This is a genomic window from Comamonas badia DSM 17552 (assembly GCF_000484635.1).
GTDB lineage: Bacteria > Pseudomonadota > Gammaproteobacteria > Burkholderiales > Burkholderiaceae_C > Comamonas_C > Comamonas_C badia.
In genome coordinates this window covers 620,119-637,125 of the sequence record NZ_AXVM01000001.1, presented here as the reverse complement: position 1 = coordinate 637,125, position 17,007 = coordinate 620,119, and the positions used below count along the sequence as shown (strand labels likewise).

The following is a 17,007-nucleotide window of genomic DNA, read 5'->3' as shown; positions in this document are numbered from 1 at the left end:
AGCCCTGCGGGACCGCCACTCAGCTCAGGCGAATGGACGGGCGCACCCAGTTGTTGATTTTCTCGGCCAGCCACAGGCCACTCGCGCGGGGCACGCCGTGCAGGCCCACCTGGTGCTGGCGGTACAGGAAGACATGGCTCAGCTGGGCAAAGCGGCCGCGGATGAAGCCGCCCTTGAAGAAGCCGAACTTTCCCAGCGTGCCGAAGGCGTTGTACTGGCTGAGCGATACCAGCGCCCCCAGGTCCTGGAAGGAAAAATCCGGCAGCGGGGCGTTGTTCAGCCAGGCACCGAGGTGCTTGGCCAGATGCCGCGCCTGCTGGTTGGCGACCTGCGCGGTCGGGGGCAGCGGCCGTTCGCTGCCGGGCAGGGTCAGGCTGGCGCAATCGCCGAGCCCGAAAATCTGCGGGTCGTCCAGGCTTTGCAGGCTGGGGGCTATCAGCAGCTGCCCGCTTCGATTGGCCTGCAGGGTGTCGGCGGTGGCGGCCTGGCCCTGACCCTTCACGCCGGCGGCCCAGACCAGCAGATCCGCGTCGATGCGGCTGCCGTCACCCAGCAGAAACCCTCCGGCGTCGGCGCCGACCACGCGGGCGCTGGTGTGAATCTGCACGCCCAGACGGCTGAGCTGCTCGGCGCTGGAGGCCGCGACCGGCTCGGGGAAGGCCGCCAGGATGCGCGGACCGCTCTCGATCAGCGACAGTTGCAGCCGCTGGCGGATGGCCTTGTCGCCGTAGCCCGCGGCCTGGTCGAGCAGGCTGCACAGCTCGGCCGACAGCTCGACCCCGGTGGCGCCGGCGCCCACGATGGCCACGCGCAGGCCCTCGTCGCGCACCACGAGCGCAGCAGCCGCCCGCGCAGGGTCAGGTTGAACGCCTCGGCCTGGGCCTGGCTGTCGATGAAGTGGCAGTGCTGCGCCACGCCGGGCACGCCGAAATCATTGGCACGGCTGCCGATGCTGAGCACCAGTACGTCGTAGGGCAGGGCGCGCTGCTCCACCAGTACCTCCCCGGCAGGCCCGGTGATGGGGTCGAGCACGACATGGCGTGCGTCCCGGTCCAGCGCTCCCATGTGGCCCGGCTGGTAGGTGAAGTGGTGTGCGCGGGCATGGGCGATGTAGCTCAGCTGCTGCTGGTGCACATCCCAGGTTCCGGCCGCGATGGTGTGCAGCATCGGTTTCCAGACATGGGTGGCACTGCGGTCGATCAGCGAAATGTCGGCGCTGCCGCTGCGCCCCAGCCGGTTGCCCAGCTGGGTCGCCAGCATCAGCCCGGCGATCCCGCCGCCGACGATGAGGATTCTGGGAGGGGTATTCATGCGGATGGACATGGTTCTGGAAGATGGAAGGGTCGTGCCTGTCCGCAGCAGAGGTGGGCGCCGCTCATCGTCCGCTCTCGGGCAGGTCCGGCGGCGGCAGCAGGCGGCGAAGAAATTCCTCCAGGCCTGCGGCCAGGACGCGCGGGTCGAGATCCGGATTGCGCACGGAGCGCACCACCAGGCCTTCGAAGAAGCATTGCAGCGCCAGCTGGCGCAGCTCGATTTCTTTCGGGGCCAGCGTCAGCCCCTGCGTGCGGGTGAACTGCCGCAGCCAACGGCGCATGTCGGCCCTGAGCATCCGGTCGGTGTTGGCCAGGGCCGCAGCCACCTCGGGTTCGCGGTCGGCCAGGGCCGACATTTCCAGGTACAGCACCGGGTTGAACACATCCACCACGCTGCTGTGCCTGTTTTCGAGCAATTCGGTCATCAGGGTCACCAGGTCGGAGCTCGATGTCAGTGCCGCGATGCTGTGCTGCGCTTCCTGCAGCTGGCGTTCGATGATCGCCAGGATGATGGCGTTCTTGCTGCTGAAGTAGCGGTAGATCAGGCCCGCGCTCATCTGCGCGGTTTCGCTGATCTGCGCCATGCTGGCCGCGTGAAAGCCGTGCGCGACAAAGCATTTCTGCGCGGCCGCGAGGATGCGCTCGCGCTGCGCCCGCGCCCGCGCTTCGCCCCGTGGCGTGCGCCTGGGTTCGTTCACCGTTGTGCCGTCTGCTCCAGCCATCCGCCGCCCAGAACCTTGTAGAGAGTGACGCGGTTGGACTGCGTCTGCAACTCGGTGGCCGCCAGACTTTGCTGTGCAGCGTACAAGGTGCGTTGCGCGTCCAGCAGTGTCAGGTAGCTGTCCTGCCCGGCCTTGTAGCGGGCCTCGGACAGCGCATGCGCCTGGCTTGCCGCATCCAGCAAGGCCTTTTGCGCCCGGCCTTGTTCGGCCAGCGTGTGGCTCAGTGCCAGCGCGTCGGCCACTTCGCGAAATCCCGATTGGATGGATTTTTCGTACTGCGCCAGCATGATGTCGCGGTCGGCGATGCTGGAATCAAGCCCGGCCTGCAGGCGCCCGCCCTGGAAGATCGGAATGTTGATGCTCGGGATGAAGCTCCAGCCGAAGCTGCCGTTGTTGAACAGCCCCGAGAGCTCGGTGCTGGAGGTGCCGGCGCTCGCCGTCAGGCTGATCGACGGGAAGAAGGCCGCACGCGCCGCGCCGATGTTCGCGTTGGCCGCGCGCAGCTGCTGTTCGGCCTGCAGGATGTCCGGGCGGAGCAGCAGCACTTCCGACGGCAGCCCGGCCGGCAGCGCCTGCAGCCCGCTGGCCTGCGGATCCAGGCGCTTGGCGGGCAGCAGGGCGGCTTCGACCGGCTGGCCGACCAGCAGCGTCAAGGCGTTGATGTCCTGCGCCACCTGGCCCGCGAAACGCGCGGCGTCGGTGCGCGCGGTTTCCAGCAGCGTGCGGGCCTGGCTCAGGTCGAGCGCCGACACGGCACCGAGCCGCTTGCGCTGTTCGGTCAGCTTGTAGGACGCCTGCTGGTTCTCGTAGGTCGCCTGTGCAATGCCCTGCAGTGCCTGGTCGGTGCCCAGCGCCAGATAGACTTGGGCCACCTGCGCCACCAGGGACAGCTGCGTGGCGCGCCGGGCTTCATCGGTGGCCAGATACCGGGCCAGGGCCGCGTCGGTGAGGCTGCGTACGCGGCCGAACAGATCCAGTTCGAACTGCGCATTGAGGTTGGCGGTGTAAATCTGCGGTACCTGCGGCGCATCGCCGCCGCTGCGCACGGCTTGCGCGCCAGCGCCCAGCGAAGGCAGGCGGTCGGCGCGCTGGATGCCGTATTGGGCGCGCGCCTTTTCCACGTTCAGCACCGCCGTGCGCAGGTCGCGGTTGTTGTGCAGCGCCCGCGCGATGAGCTCCTGCAGCCTGGCGTCGGCAAAGAAGTCGCGCCAGCCGATGTCGGCTGCGGCCACGGTGCTGGCATCCGTGTCCGCCGGTGCGGTCTGCGCCGTGGACAGGTACGTGGTAGCCCCGGTGGTCGGCGGCAGCGGCCACTGCGCGGGAGTCTCGGGAGCGGCCTGGGGCAGCTCGGGCGCCAGGGAGGCGCAGCCGACCAGGAAAAGGCTCGCCGCCAGGGCGGCCGCGCTCAGCAAAGGTCGATTCATGAATGGGCTCCTGCGACCGGGCCGGAAGACGAGGACGGATCGGTCGATGCGGGCAATGGGGGCAATGAAGGCGATACGGGCGGCCTGCGCTTGACGAACAGGCGCTCCACCAGCACGAAGAACAAGGGGACGAAGAGCAGGCCCAGCAGCGTGCCGACGATCATGCCGCCGAGCACGCCGGTGCCGATGGCGTTCTGCGCGCCCGAGCCGGCCCCTTTGGCGAGCGCCAGCGGCAGCACGCCGAGGCCGAAGGCCAGCGAGGTCATCAGGATCGGGCGCAGGCGGTCGCGCACGGCGGTGAGGGTGGCCTGGATGAGCTCCATGCCGCCTTCGAGGTTGGCCTTGGCGAACTCGACGATCAGGATGGCGTTCTTGCTGGTCAGGCCCACCGTGGTCAGCATCGCCACCTGGAAATAGACGTCGCGCTGCATGCCCAGCAGGGTCGCGGCCAGCGAGGTGCCCAGAATGCCCAGCGGCGCCACCAGCAGCACGGCGGTGGGGATGGTCCAGCTCTCGTACAGGGCGGCCAGGCACAGGAACACGATCAGCAGCGACAGCGTGTAGAGCAGCGGCGTTTGCGCGCCCGCCTGGCGCTCCTGGTAGGACAGGCCGGTCCATTCGATGCCGAAGCCCGCGGGCAGCGTGGCGGCGATTTTTTCCACCGCGGCCATGGCCTCGCCCGAGCTCGCGCCCGGCGCGGCTTCACCCTGGATCTGGACCGCGGGCACGCCGTTGTAGCGCTCCAGGCGCGGCGAGCCGTAGTCCCAGTGCGAGCTGGCGAATGTGCTGAACGGCACCATTTCGCCGGCGTTGTTGCGCACCGACCATTGCCTGAAATCTTCCGGCACCATGCGGTAGGCCGCATCCGACTGCAGTATGACGCGCTTGACGCGGCCCCGGTCGATGAAGTCGTCGATGTACTGGCTGCCCCAGGCGGTCGCCAGCGTGGCGTTGATGTTGGCGATCGACAGGCCGAGCGCGCTGGCTTTCTCCTTGTCGATGTCCAGGCGCAATTGGGGCGTATCTTCCTGGCCGTTGGGGCGCACGTTGACCAGCAGCTTGTCCTGCCCAGCGGCGCCGAGGAACTGGTTGCGCGCCGCCACCAGGGCCTCATGGCCGAGGCCTGCGTTGTCCTTCAGGTAGAAGGTGAAGCCGGCGGCGGTGCCCAGTTCGGGCATCGCCGGGGGAGCGAACGCGAACACCATGGCGTCCTTGATCTGGGAGAGCGCGGCCATGCCACGGCCCGCGACCGCGTTGGCGCTCAGATCCGGCGTCGTGCGCTCGCTCCAGTCCTTGAGCTTGACGAACGCCAGACCGTTGTTCTGGCCGCTGCCGGCAAAGCTGAAGCCCTGCACGGTGAAGATCGACTCAACGGCGTCCTTCTCGTTATTCAGGAAGTGGTTCTCCAGCTTTTCGATCGATTCCATGGTGCGCTCCTGCGTGGCACCCGCCGGCGCCAGCACCTGGGCGAACAGCACGCCCTGGTCTTCGCCGGGCAGGAAGGAGCTGGGCAGGCGCATGAACAGCAGGCCCATCGCCACCACCAGGGCGGCGTAGATCAGCACCACGCGCTTGGAACGCGAGAGGATGCCGCCGACGCCGCGCTGGTAGCCCTTGTTGCCGCGCTCGAAGGTGCGGTTGAACCAGCCGAAGAAGCCGCGCGAGCCGTGGTGCTCGCCCTTGGTGAGGGGCTTGAGCATGGTGGCGCACAGCGCCGGTGTGAGGACGATGGCGACCAGCACCGAGAGCGCCATGGCCGAGACGATGGTGACCGAGAACTGCCGGTAAATGATGCCCGTGGAGCCCGACATGAAAGCCATCGGCACGAACACCGCCGAGAGCACCAGCGCGATGCCGACCAGCGCGCCGGTGATTTCCGACATCGACTTGCGCGTCGCCTCCAGCGGCGACAGACCCTCCTCGCTCATGATGCGCTCGACGTTCTCGACCACCACGATGGCATCGTCGACCAGCAGGCCAATCGCCAGCACCATCGCGAACATGGTCAGCATGTTGACCGAAAAGCCCAGCACCGCCAGCACTCCGAAGGTGCCCAGCAGCACCACCGGCACGGCGATCGTGGGGATCAGCGTGGCGCGGAAATTCTGCAGGAACAGGTACATCACCAGGAACACCAGGACGATCGCTTCGGCCAGGGTCTGAACCACGCCCGAGATGGAGACGCGCACGAACGGCGTGGTGTCGAACGCCGTCACGGCCTTCAGGCCGGGCGGAAAGAAGGGCTGCAGCTCGTCCAGCGTCTTCTGGACCCCGACCGCCGCATCCAGCGCATTGGCGCCAGTGGCCAGCGAGATGGCGACGCCGGTGGCGGGCTGGCCGCTGTAGCGGGTGATGAATTCGTAGTTCTCCGCGCCCATTTCCACGCGCGCCACGTCGCCGAGCTTGAGCACTGAACCGTCGGGGTTGCTGCGCAGCACGATTTCGCGGAACTGCTCGGGTGTCTGCAGGCGGTCCTGCGCGGTGATCGTGGCATTGATCTGCTGGCCCTTGATGGCTGGCGCACCGCCGAGCGAACCCACCGCCACTTGCGCGTTCTGGGCCTGCACCGCTGCGCTCACGTCGGCCGGGCTGAGCCGGTAGGTGTTGAGCTTGTTCGGGTCGAGCCAGATGCGCATGGCGTACTTGGCGCCGAAAACCTGGATGGTGCCCACGCCGGGAACGCGGCTGAGCGGATCGACGAGGTTGGCGCCGACGTAGTCCGAGATGTCGTCCACCGTCATGCTGCCGTCTTCGGAGACGAAACCGAGCACCTGCAGGAAGCCGGTGGCGGACTTGGTGACGTTGACGCCCTGGCGCTGCACTTCCTGCGGCAACAGCGGCGTTGCCAGCGCCAGCTTGTTCTGTACCTGTACCTGCGCGGTGTCGGGATTGGTGCCGTTGGCGAAGGTCAGCTCGATCGTGGCGTTGCCGTTGCCCTCGCTGGTCGAGGAAAAGTACAGCAGGCCGTCGAGGCCCTTCATGTTCTGCTCGATGATCTGGGTCACCGAATCCTGCACCACCTTGGCCGATGCGCCCGGGTAGTTGGCGTTGATCGACACCGTGGGCGGGGCGATCGTCGGGTACTGGGAGATCGGCAGGGTGAATATCGCAAGCCCCCCTGCCAGCATGATGATGATCGCGATGACCCACGCGAAGATGGGGCGATCGATGAAAAAGCGTGCCATGAGCCTGCGTCCTTACTTGGCGGGCCCGTCGGCCGGGGCGGCAGGCGCCGCGGAGGTGGCTGCGGCTGGCGCTTCGGTGACCGTCACGGCCATGCCCGGCCTGACCTTCTGCAGGCCTTCGACGATCACCTGATCGCCCGCGGCCAGACCGCCGTCCACCAGCCACTTGTCGCCGATCGTGCGGTTCACCTGCACCGGACGCACTTCCACCTTGCCGTCCTTGACCACGAGCGCGGAGGCATTGCCCTTGGGGTCGCGCGCGATGCCCTGCTGCGGCACGAGCAGGCCGTTGCCGCGCTCACCGTTGCCGACCACGGCACGCACATACATGCCGGGCATGAGCAGTCCCTCCGGATTCTTGACCGTGACGCGCAGTGCGAAGCTGCCGGTGCCCGGATCCACGCTGACCTCGGAGAAGTCCAGCTTGCCGGCGTGCGCATAGGGCGAGCCATCTTCCAGCACGATCTGCACCGGCACGTTGCTGGTCCGGGTCAGTTTCCCGGCCGAGAGTTCCTTGCGCAGCTGCAGCAGCTCGCTGGCCGATTGCGTCAGATCCACATAGACTGGATCGGTCTGCTGCACGGTCGCCAGCGGCGTGCCTTGCGCCGCCGTGACGAGCGCGCCCTGGGTGACCGACGATCTGCCGATGCGCCCGCTGATCGGGGAGGTGATGCGGGCGTGGTTCAGCAGTACCTGGCGCCCCTCCAGCGCGGCCTTGGCCACGTCCACATCGGCCTGGGCCTCGCGCAGCGCTGCCATGGCATTTTCATGGTCCTGCGTGCTCACGGCTTCGATCGCCACGAGTTCGGTCGAGCGTTTGGCCTTCAATTGCGCCGATTCCAGCGTGGCCTGGGCACGGGCCAGCGAGGCGCGCGCGCTGTTGACATCCGCGCGATAGCTGGCGTCGTCCAATTGGTACAGCGGCTGGCCGGCCTTGACCAGCCCGCCCTCGGTGAACAGCCGGCGCTGCACCACGCCGCTCACCTGGGGGCGGACTTCCGCGATCAGCGACGAAGCCACCCGGCCGGGCAACTCCCGGGTCAGGGCGACGTCCTGCGCCTTCAGGGTGAAGACGGAGACGGCGCCCGGCGGCGGAGCCGCTGGTGCGGCGGGCGGCTCATTGCCGCCGCCACAGGCAGCAAGCAGAGCCACAAGGGCCAATGGGGCGAGCTTCAGAGAGTGGGAGTGCATGGGCATGGGTGAAGTCTGCGACACCTGAACGGCAGGCGTGCCTGAAAGGATGGGAGGGCTGGAAAGTTTGTAGTTTGAACGATCATTCTCTTTTTGTCAAGACCTGGCCGCATCCTCCGGCCTGTCGCGACCAGCGGAGCCATGGGCCTGGGCGCGCAGCCGCGATAATTCCCAGCCATGGACATTGTGATGCAATTGGCCGACTTCATCCTGCACGTCGACCGCTATCTGAGCGCCTTCGTCGCGAATTACGGTGCGTGGGTTTACGCGCTGCTGTTTCTCATCGTCTTCGTCGAGACGGGCGTGGTGGTGATGCCCTTTTTGCCTGGCGATTCGCTGCTTTTCATCACCGGGGCGCTCAGCGGCGCGGGTCTGCTGGATTTTTCCGCCGCCTGCGCGGTGCTGCTGGCGGCGGCCATCCTGGGTGACCAATGCAACTTCCAGATCGGCCACCACCTGGGACCGCGCGTATTCCAGTGGGAGAACTCGCGCTGGTTCAACCGCAAGGCGTTCGACCAGGCGCATGCGTTCTACGAGCGCTACGGCGGCATCACCATCGTGCTGGCGCGCTTCATGCCCTTCATCCGCACCTTCGCGCCCTTCGTGGGCGGCGTGGCGGCGATGAACCGCACGCGCTTCACCGCCTATAACGTGCTGGGGGCGCTGATCTGGGTGCTGGGGCTTTGCAGCGCCGGCCACTTCTTCGGCAACCTGCCGTGGGTGAAAGAAAATCTGGAGAAGATCATCTGGGCGCTGATTCTGGTGCCGGGGCTGATCGCGATCTATGGTGCCTGGAGAAGCGGGCGCGGGAAGGGGTTGAGCGTTGAGCGTTGAGCGTTGAGCGTTGGCGTTTTCGGCAGTCCACGCCGAACGCTCAACGCCGAACGCTGAACCTCTTCATGAACGCCAAACCTCCCTCAAGCGGTTATCACCTGCTCCACCACCCTATCGTCGCCCAGCACGATCAGCGCAAACAGCAGCTCTTCCAGGTTCTCCGCCCGCTTGGCCTTGCGCGACAGCAGGGGGATGGCGTCGGGGTTGAGCACGACGAAGTCGGCCTCGCTGCCGGTGGCCAGCGTGCCCACCACGCCTTCCAGGCCGAGTGCCCGCGCGGCGGCGCCGGTGTGCAGCCACCACAGGTGCGAAGGCGCCAGCGACAGTCCCGGTTTGCTCTGCCCTTCGCGCCCTACGAAATAGGCCGCCAGCATGGTGCGAAAGGGTGAAAAGCTCGTGCCGCCGCCCACGTCGCTGGCCAGGCCGTGCAGCATCCGGGCGGCATCCGCGGCGCGGAAGTTGAAGAAGCCACTGCCCAGGAACAGGTTGCTCGTGGGGCTGACGGCGGCGGCGGCGCCGCGCTCGTGCATCAGGGCCCGGTCCGCTTCATCGAGGTGGATGCAGTGGGCATAGACCGCGCGCCCACGCAGCAGGCCGAAGTCTTCGTACACCGTGAGGTAGGAGCGCGCGCCCGGGTACAACTCGGCCGCCCAGCGCACTTCGTCGCGGTTTTCCGCCACATGTGAATGCACCCAGGTGTCGGCATACTTCGCCGCCAGTTCGCCCGCGCCGCGCAGCTGCGCGGCACTGCTGGTGGGCGCAAAACGCGGTGTGATGGCGTAGCCCAGGCGGTCCTTGCCGTGCCAGCGCTGGATCAGGGTTTCGGTATCGATCAGGCTTTGCTCGGTCTCGTCGCGCAGGCCGTCCGGGGAGTTGCGGTCCTGCAGCACCTTGCCGCCCATCATGCGCAGGCCGCGCTTGTGCGCTTCGTGAAAGAAGGCATCCACCGAAGCAGGATGCGCCGTGGCAAAGGTGAGCGCCGTGGTCACGCCGTTGCGCTGCAGCTCCGAAAAGAACACGTTGGCGACTTCGGCGGCGTAGCCGGGATCGGAGAACCGCGTCTCTGCCGGGAAGGTGTAGTTTTCCAGCCAGGGCAACAACCCGTCAGCGGGCGAGCCGATGATGTCGGTCTGCGGGTAATGCACATGCATGTCGATGAAGCCGGGCGCAATGAGCCGCCCCGCCAGGTGCGTGACGGGCACGCCGGGGTGGCGCGCGGCCACGGCCCGGTAAGGCCCGGCATCGACCACGCGCTGCACGCCATCGGTGCCCAGCCCGGTGACGAGCAAACCGTCGCTGTCGAACAGTGCCTGACCCTGCGCATCAAAGCGCAGCAATTGCGCACGCCAGCCTTGCATGGCTTACCCCCCGACGTAGAAAAACTTGAACAGGAACACGATGGCGATGAGCCACACCATCCAGTGCACCTCCTTCACGCGGCCGGTGAAGAGCTTGATCGCCGCATACGAGATGAAGCCGAACGCCAGGCCGTTGGCGATCGAGTAGGTGAAGGGCATCATCAGCGCGGTGATGGCGGCCGGGATGACCTCGGTGGATTCGTTCCAGTCCAGCTCGGTCAGATCGCGCAGCATCAGGCAGCCAACAAAGAAAAGGGCAGGTGCCGTGGCGTAAGCCGGTACTGCGCCTGCGAGAGGCGCTATGAAAAGCGCTGCGAGAAACAGCACTGAAACGGTCAGTGCGGTCAGGCCCGTGCGTCCGCCGGCCTGTACGCCCGAGGCGCTCTCCACATAGGCCGTGGTGCTGGAAGTACCCAGCAGCGATCCCGCGAAGATCGCGGCGCTGTCGGCGAAGAGGGATTTGTTCAGCCGGTCCATCTTGCCCGGCACCAGCAGCCCGGCGCGGCGCGCCACGCCCATCAGCGTGCCGGTGGCGTCAAACAGCTCGACAAGGAAGAACACCAGCACGACGTTGAGCAGGCCCTTGGTCAGCGCGGTGTGGATGTCGAGCTTGAAGAGCGTGGGTTCGATCGACGGCGGTGCCGAGAAGATGCCGCGGAATTCGTTGCCGCCGAAGAAGAACGAGAGGATGGTGACGGCGATGATGCCGATCAGGATCGCGCCGCGCACCTTCATGCGGTCGAACGCCACCATGATCAGAAAGCCGATGACGGCCAGGATCACGCTGGGCTTGTGCAGATCGCCCAGCGTCACCAGCGTGGCCTCCGAGCCGACGACGATGCCCGCGCTCTTGAGCGCGATCAGCGACAGGAACAGGCCGATGCCGACGGTGATCGCCATGCGCAGCGATTGCGGTATGCCGTTGATGATGAGCCCGCGTATGCCGGTGAGCGTGACGAACAGGAACAGGCAGCCCGAGATGAACACCGCGCCCAGCGCCGCCTCCCAGGTGAAGCCCATGTGCAGCACCACCGCGTACGAGAAATAGGCGTTCAGCCCCATGCCGGGGGCCAGCGCGATGGGGTAATTGGCATACAGCGCCATCACCGCCGTGCCGAGCGCGGCGATCAGGCAGGTGGCGACGAAGACCGCATCCTTGGGCATGCCGGCATCGCCGAGGATCGAGGGGTTCACGAAGATGATGTAGGCCATCGTGAGGAAGGTCGTGAGGCCCGCGATCAGCTCGGTGCGCACGGTGGTCCCGTGCTCCTTGAGCTTGAAGAGTTGCTCCAGCATTGGTTGTCTCCTGTATTGTTGCCGGTGGGGGAAGGTGAAAGGGTCAGAGCGCCTGGATGGCTTTTTTCACGCGCTCGCGCAGCCAGCGCGCGCTGGCCGCATGCTGGCTGCGTGTGTGCCAGAGCTGGTAGTAGTGCATCGGCGGCATGGGCACGGGGCAGGGCAGGATGGCCAGCGGCAGCCCGGCGGCGATGCGTTCGCAATGCTGGCGCCCGGTGGTGAGCACGAGCCGGCTGTGCGCCACCATTTCGGGGATCAGGCCGAAGTAGGCGCTGCGCACCACGATGTTGCGCACCAGGCCCTGGCTGCTCAGCACCTGGTCGATGATGCCGCGCGCACCGGGGAAGGTGGGCATGGGTGCGACATGCTCGGCGGCGAGCCACTCGTGCACGCTCCAGCCTTTTTCCACCGCCGGGTGGTGGCGGCTCACGAGCGAGACGGCTTCATCGCTGAAGAGCTGGGCGATGTGCAGATCGTCCGGCGGCTGCAGCCAGTTGCCTATGACCAGGTCGACCTCGCCCTGCGCCAGCTGCGCGCGGTAGTCGGCCTCGCGCGTGAGCGCGTGGATGGCCACGTGCGCGAGCGGCGCCTCGCGCTTGATGTCGGTCACGAGGTGCGGCAGAAACAGCGGGTCGAGGTAATCGCTGGCGGCGATGTTGAAGGTGATGGCGCTGGTCTTCGCATCGAAGGCACGCGTGCCGGTGAAGAGCTGTTCGGCGGCGTGCAGCACCGCGGCGGCTGGTTCGATGAGTTGCTGCGCGATGTCGGTGACGACCATCTCGGCGCCGCTTCTGACCAGCAGCGGGTCGCCGGTGAGATCGCGCAGGCGCTTGAGCGCGGCCGAAGCCGCCGGCTGGTTCATACCCAGGCGCAGCGCCGCGCGCGAGACGCTGCGCTCGGTCAGAACGGTGTGCAGCACGCGGACCAGGTGCAGGTCCACGCGATCGAAGAACGCGCGCTCGACGCCCGGATGCGGGGCGCCTGCGGCTGTCGGTGGCGCGTGGTGCTCCATCGGCGTCGCGAAGCTGCGGCGTCAGCCGGCCTGTACTGTGGTGATGGCGCGCAGGATCGCTTCGCTGGTCGCTGGCGCCTGCAGCGGCGGATTGACCCTGCCGCTCCCCACGGCGGCAATCGCATCGCGGATCGCGAAGAACACCGAGAACGGCAGCAGCAGCGGCGGTTCGCCCACGGCCTTGCTGCGGTGGATGGCATCCTCGGTGTTGCGGCCCTCGAACAGCTTGACGTTGAAGACCGGCGGACAGTCGTTGGCCGTGGGAATCTTGTAGGTGCTGGGGGCGTGCGTCATCAAGAGGCCGGTCTTGGGATGCCATGCCAGCTCTTCCATCGTCATCCAGCCCATGCCCTGAATGAAGCCGCCCTCGACCTGGCCGATATCCACCGCCGGGTTGAGCGACTGGCCCACGTCGTGCAGCAGGTCGGCGCGCAGCAGCTTCCATTCGCCGGTCAGGGTATCGACGACGACTTCGCTCACGGCGGCGCCGTAGGCGTAGTAGTAGAACGGGCGGCCGTGCATGGTCTTGGCGTCCCAGGAGAGGCCGGGCGTCGCGTAAAAACCGTCAGACCAGAGTTGCACGCGGTCCAGGTAGGCGTCGGCGACGACGGCGCTGAAATCCAGCTGCTTGCCGTTCACGAGCACCTTTTCGTTGGCAAAGCGCACGTCCTCCGGCTTGCCCCCGTGGCGCTGGGCCACGTTGGCCGCCAGGCGCTCGCGGATCTGGCGCGCCGCATCCTGTGCCGCCTTGCCGTTGAGATCCGCGCCGGTGGAGGCGGCGGTCGCGGACGTGTTGGCCACTTTGCTGGTGTCGGTCGCGGAGAGGCGCACGCGCGCGAAATTCACGCCCAGCTCATGCGTCACCACCTGCGCCACCTTGGTGTTCAGGCCCTGGCCCATCTCGGTGCCGCCGTGGTTGACGAGGATGGAGCCGTCCACGTACACATGCACGAGTGCTCCGGCCTGGTTCAGGTGCTTGACATTGAAGCTGATGCCGAACTTGACGGGGGTCAGCGCCAGCCCTTTCTTGAGCACTCCGCTGCCCGCGTTGAATGCGGCCACCTCGGCGCGGCGCGCCTGGTAGTCGCTGCTGACCTCCAGTTGGTCGACCACTTCATCGATGATGTTGTCCGTCACCGTCTGGCGGTAGGGCGTCACGTTGCGCTCGCTCGTGCCGTAGAAATTGGCGCGGCGGACCGCCAGTGCGTCCTTGCCCAGCGTGCGCGCGATGCTGTCGAGGATGTACTCGACGCAGATCGCGCCCTGCGGGCCGCCGAAACCGCGGAACGCCGTGTTGCTCTGCGTGTTGGTCTTGCCGCAAAAGCCGTGCATGGCCACTTCCGGTAGCCAGTAGGCGTTGTCGAAGTGGCAGACCGCGCGCGTCATCACCGCGGCCGAGAGATCGGCCGAGTGTCCGGCGTGCGAGACCATCTGCAGCGTCACGCCGAGGATGTGGCCGGCGTCGTCGTAGCCCACGTCGTATTCGTACCAGAAGCCGTGGCGCCGGCCGGTGATCATGAAATCGTCGTCGCGGTCCAGGCGCAGCTTCACGGGGCGGTTCAGCGCGCGCGCGGCCATGGCCGCGATGCAGGCGAACTGCCCGGATTGCGATTCCTTGCCGCCGAAGCCTCCGCCCATGCGCCGGCATTCCACCAGCACCGCATGCGCCTGGATGCCCAGCGCGTGCGCCACCAGGAACTGCATTTCGCTCGGGTGCTGCGTGGAGCAGTGGATGTGCATGCCGCCGCCCTCCTTGGGCAGCGCGTAGCTGATCTGGCCTTCCAGATAGAACTGCTCCTGCCCGCCCACGTCCAGGCTGCCCGTGAGGCGGTGCGGCGCCTTTTCAATCGTCGCACGGATACCTGCCTCGTCCTTGCCCGAGGCGCTGCGCGCCAGATGCATGGGCGGCACGACGTATTGCTGCTTCTCGTGCGCCTGGCGCGGCGTGAGCACGGGTTCGGCGGCTTCGGTCCTGAGCACGGTCCTGGCCAGCGCGGCGGCGCGGCGCGCCTGATCGCGGGTTTCGGCCACCACGGCGAACACCGGCTGGCCGAGGAAACGGATCTCGCCGTCGCACAGGATGGGGTCGTCGTGCAGCACCGAGCCGCAGTTGTTCTCGCCGGGAATATCAGAGGCGGTGAACACGCGCACCACGCCCGGCATGGCACGCACCGCGGCAAGATCGCTCTCCAGCAGCTTGCCCGCTGCCACGGGCGAAAGCCCGAGCGCGCAGTGCAGCGTGCCGGTCAGCTCGGCAATGTCGTCGCAATAGGTGGCCGTGCCGGTCACGTGCAGGGCGGCCGATTCGTGCGGATGGCTGACGCCCACGCGCGCGCCGGCTTGCAGCGCATTCGCCTCGGCGCCGGTATTGAAACGGGCCTTGAGGTTGTGCTGGTAATCGGCGAAGGGCTCGCCCTTGCGCAGGAGTTCTTCGGCAACACGGGTGTTCATCGTGGTCTCCTTCAGACGGTGGCGGCGTGCGGCAGCACGCTGAAGACGCTGGTGGCGTGGCCGGCCAGCGGCGCCACGGCGCGGGTTTCCAGCCACAGGCGCTGCAGCAGATTTTGCGCCACCTGCATGCGGTAGCCGCTGGTGGCGCGCATGTCGGTCAAGGGTGAAAAATCCTGCGCCAGCGCCTGCTGGGCGGCGTGCGCGGCTTCCTGCGTCCAGGGCTGGCCCAGCAGCGCGGCTTCGGCGTGCGCCGCGCGCTTGACGGTGCCCGCCATGCCGCCATAGGCCAGGCGCACCGATCGGACGATGCCGCCATCCAGCTCGACGGCCATGCCGGCGCAGATGGCCGAGATGTCGCAGTCAAAGCGCTTGCTGATCTTGTAGCCGCGCACCTGGCGCGCAAAGGCCGCGAGCGGCACGGTGATGGCCTGCACGAATTCGCCTTCCTGCATCGCGTTCTTCATGTAGTCCAGGTACAGATCGGGCAGGGGCAGGGTGCGCACCGTTTTGCCCTTGCGCAGTTCAACGGAGGCATCGAGCGCCATCAGGATCGGGGGCGAATCGCCGATGGGCGAGCCGTTGGCCACGTTGCCGCCCATGGTGCCGGCATGGCGGATGGGGAGCGAGGCAAAGCGCAGCCAGACATCCATCAGGCTGGGCGCGCGCTGCACCAGGGCGCGCCAGGCGTCTTCCAGCGGGGCGCCGGCGCCGATCCAGAGGTGGTCGCCGCGTTCCTCGACTTTGCGCATCTCGGCCACGTTGCCGACGTAGATCAGATCGCCCACGTCGCGGAAGGCCTTGTTGACCCACAGGCCGATATCCGTGCAGCCCGCCAGCACGCGCGCCTGGGGCTTGTCGGCGCGCAACCGGGCCAGTTCATCGAGCGTGCGCGGCGCGTGGAAGTGGTCGGTGCGAACGCCCTGCGGCGTGGCATGGGCGGCGCTGTAGTCCAGTGCCTTGTCGCGCTGGATGGCTTGCAGCGCATCGACCACCGCCTTGCGTGCGAGGCGTGCCTCGGGCAGGTCGAACATGCGCTGGCCGGCGTCCAGGATGGGGCGGTAGCCGGTGCAGCGGCACAGATTGCCCGAGAGGTCATCGGCCAGCTGCTGGCGCGTCGGGCGTGTACCGCTCTGCAGATGCTGCTCGTAGCTGCCCCAGAGCGTCATCACGATGCCCGGCGTGCAGAAGCCGCATTGCGAGCCGTGGCACTCGACCATCGCCTGCTGCGCCGGGTGCAGCGCCGGTTTGCCATCCTTGCCGGTGGGGGCGAGGCTGGCGAGGTCTTCCACGGTGAACAGCGCCTTGCCATCCAGCGTCGGCAGAAACTGGATGCAGGCGTTGACCGACTGCAGCTGCAGTGCGCCCTGGGCATCGAGCTCGCCCAGCACCACGGTGCAGGCGCCGCAGTCGCCCTCGTTGCAGCCCTCCTTGGTGCCCATCTGGCGGCGGTTTTCGCGCAGCCAGTCCAGCAGCGAGCGCGTGGTCTGCACGCCGGTGACGTTGACGATCCGGCCCTGGAAATAGAAGCGGATGGGAGATGTGGAAGCGGGTTCTGTCATGGCGTTTTCCGTGTGTGCGCGACGCACCGCCTCGTTCAAGGCGAATGCCCTATGGTGCGACGCTTCTGGCCGCAATGCCAGCCTTGGGGGTTCATACTGACTATGCGCCGAGGCATATGACAGGTGGGTTTTCCCTTATACGGGTGAACCGCTTGGCGCAGGGCTATGCGTCGAGGGGGAGGTCGGCCGATTTGAGCGTGCGCAGCACAAAGCTGGATTGGCTGTGGCGTATGCCCTTGATCTTGTAGAGCTTCTCGCGCAGCAGGCGCTCGTAATCGCGCGTGTCCTTGACGACGATGCGCAGCAGGTAGTCGTATTCGCCCGAGACCAGGTGCGCCTCGACGATTTCCGGAATCGTCGCCAGCACCTGACCGAATTTTTCCAGCGTGTTGTCCGAATGGCTGTCCAGCGTGACCATGACGAGCACTGTCTCGGCAAGGCCGAGTGCCGCGGGGTTCAGGCGCACGGTGTAGCCGGTGATGACACCGGCCTCTTCCATCTTCTTGATGCGGCCCCAGCAGGGCGAGGGGCTCAGGCCGACGGCGGCGCCGATCTCTTGCAGGCTGGCACGGGAGTTGGCTTGCAGTGCGGAGAGGATTTTTCTGTCAATTTTGTCCATCCGGGAAATTATTTCACTGATGGATTATTTTTGGAAAAATATT

General features: G+C 67.0%; 11 protein-coding genes and 1 pseudogene. 1 reads left to right on the top strand and 11 read right to left on the bottom strand.

Translation table 11 applies throughout. From position 1 onward, the window contains the following. Positions 1-19: 19 nt before the first annotated feature. The 5 genes and pseudogenes from K320_RS17960 to K320_RS0103065 form a co-directional block, all read right to left on the bottom strand. Positions 20-1,311: pseudogene (locus K320_RS17960) on the bottom strand (NAD(P)/FAD-dependent oxidoreductase). Positions 1,312-1,375: 64 nt separating this feature from the next. Then, positions 1,376-2,011, bottom strand: coding sequence for a TetR/AcrR family transcriptional regulator (locus tag K320_RS0103080; RefSeq protein WP_024537416.1), 636 nt, complete (start codon positions 2,009-2,011; stop codon positions 1,376-1,378). Continuing rightward, positions 2,008-3,459: an efflux transporter outer membrane subunit gene (locus tag K320_RS0103075; RefSeq protein WP_029695754.1), complete on the bottom strand. Its 1,452-nt coding sequence runs from the start codon at positions 3,457-3,459 to the stop codon at positions 2,008-2,010. Before K320_RS0103075 ends, K320_RS0103080 begins: the two co-directional genes overlap by 4 nt. Further along, the gene (locus K320_RS0103070; protein WP_024537414.1) at positions 3,456-6,644 is read right to left on the bottom strand and encodes an efflux RND transporter permease subunit; all 3,189 of its coding nucleotides are present in this window, start codon (positions 6,642-6,644) and stop codon (positions 3,456-3,458) included. Before K320_RS0103070 ends, K320_RS0103075 begins: the two co-directional genes overlap by 4 nt. Before the next feature lie 12 nt (positions 6,645-6,656). Continuing rightward, complete coding sequence (locus tag K320_RS0103065) at positions 6,657-7,835, bottom strand: efflux RND transporter periplasmic adaptor subunit (RefSeq protein WP_024537413.1); 1,179 nt, start codon at positions 7,833-7,835, stop codon at positions 6,657-6,659. A 177-nt stretch (positions 7,836-8,012) separates the two neighbouring features. On the opposite strand from K320_RS0103065, the gene K320_RS0103060 reads away from it, so the two are divergent. Beyond that, on the top strand, positions 8,013-8,669 hold the full coding sequence (locus K320_RS0103060; protein ID WP_024537412.1) for a DedA family protein: 657 nt from the start codon (positions 8,013-8,015) through the stop codon (positions 8,667-8,669). A gap of 83 nt (positions 8,670-8,752) precedes the next feature. On the opposite strand, the gene guaD is transcribed toward K320_RS0103060, so the two are convergent. From guaD to K320_RS0103030, 6 genes are all read right to left on the bottom strand, one after another. Further along, positions 8,753-10,027: a guanine deaminase gene (gene guaD, locus K320_RS0103055; RefSeq protein WP_024537411.1), complete on the bottom strand. Its 1,275-nt coding sequence runs from the start codon at positions 10,025-10,027 to the stop codon at positions 8,753-8,755. A 3-nt stretch (positions 10,028-10,030) separates the two neighbouring features. Beyond that, positions 10,031-11,323: an NCS2 family permease gene (locus tag K320_RS0103050; RefSeq protein WP_024537410.1), complete on the bottom strand. Its 1,293-nt coding sequence runs from the start codon at positions 11,321-11,323 to the stop codon at positions 10,031-10,033. 43 nt (positions 11,324-11,366) lie between these two features. Continuing rightward, positions 11,367-12,335 (bottom strand): LysR family transcriptional regulator, encoded by a 969-nt coding sequence (locus tag K320_RS0103045; protein WP_051384813.1) that lies wholly within the window; start codon positions 12,333-12,335, stop codon positions 11,367-11,369. Between the two features lie 21 nt (positions 12,336-12,356). Then, entirely contained in the window at positions 12,357-14,786 is a 2,430-nt protein-coding gene (gene xdhB / locus K320_RS0103040; RefSeq protein WP_024537409.1) for a xanthine dehydrogenase molybdopterin binding subunit, read from the bottom strand. Between the two features lie 11 nt (positions 14,787-14,797). Continuing rightward, on the bottom strand, positions 14,798-16,345 hold the full coding sequence (gene xdhA / locus K320_RS0103035) for a xanthine dehydrogenase small subunit (RefSeq protein ID WP_024537408.1): 1,548 nt from the start codon (positions 16,343-16,345) through the stop codon (positions 14,798-14,800). A 163-nt stretch (positions 16,346-16,508) separates the two neighbouring features. Further along, positions 16,509-16,964, bottom strand: a complete 456-nt coding sequence (locus K320_RS0103030) for an Lrp/AsnC family transcriptional regulator (protein ID WP_024537407.1) — start codon at positions 16,962-16,964, stop codon at positions 16,509-16,511. Positions 16,965-17,007 lie beyond the last annotated feature (43 nt).

Bases quoted from the DNA above. Each gene is read 5' to 3' on its own strand.
- K320_RS0103060 (WP_024537412.1), top strand. From the start codon at position 8,013: ATGGACATTGTGATGCAATTGGCCGACTTCATCCTGCACGTCGACCGC.
- K320_RS0103050 (WP_024537410.1), bottom strand. From the start codon at position 11,323: ATGCTGGAGCAACTCTTCAAGCTCAAGGAGCACGGGACCACCGTGCGC.
- K320_RS0103065 (WP_024537413.1), bottom strand. From the start codon at position 7,835: ATGCACTCCCACTCTCTGAAGCTCGCCCCATTGGCCCTTGTGGCTCTG.
- xdhA (WP_024537408.1), bottom strand. From the start codon at position 16,345: ATGACAGAACCCGCTTCCACATCTCCCATCCGCTTCTATTTCCAGGGC.
- xdhB (WP_024537409.1), bottom strand. From the start codon at position 14,786: ATGAACACCCGTGTTGCCGAAGAACTCCTGCGCAAGGGCGAGCCCTTC.
- K320_RS0103030 (WP_024537407.1), bottom strand. From the start codon at position 16,964: ATGGACAAAATTGACAGAAAAATCCTCTCCGCACTGCAAGCCAACTCC.
- K320_RS0103070 (WP_024537414.1), bottom strand. From the start codon at position 6,644: ATGGCACGCTTTTTCATCGATCGCCCCATCTTCGCGTGGGTCATCGCG.
- guaD (WP_024537411.1), bottom strand. From the start codon at position 10,027: ATGCAAGGCTGGCGTGCGCAATTGCTGCGCTTTGATGCGCAGGGTCAG.
- K320_RS0103075 (WP_029695754.1), bottom strand. From the start codon at position 3,459: ATGAATCGACCTTTGCTGAGCGCGGCCGCCCTGGCGGCGAGCCTTTTC.
- K320_RS0103045 (WP_051384813.1), bottom strand. From the start codon at position 12,335: ATGGAGCACCACGCGCCACCGACAGCCGCAGGCGCCCCGCATCCGGGC.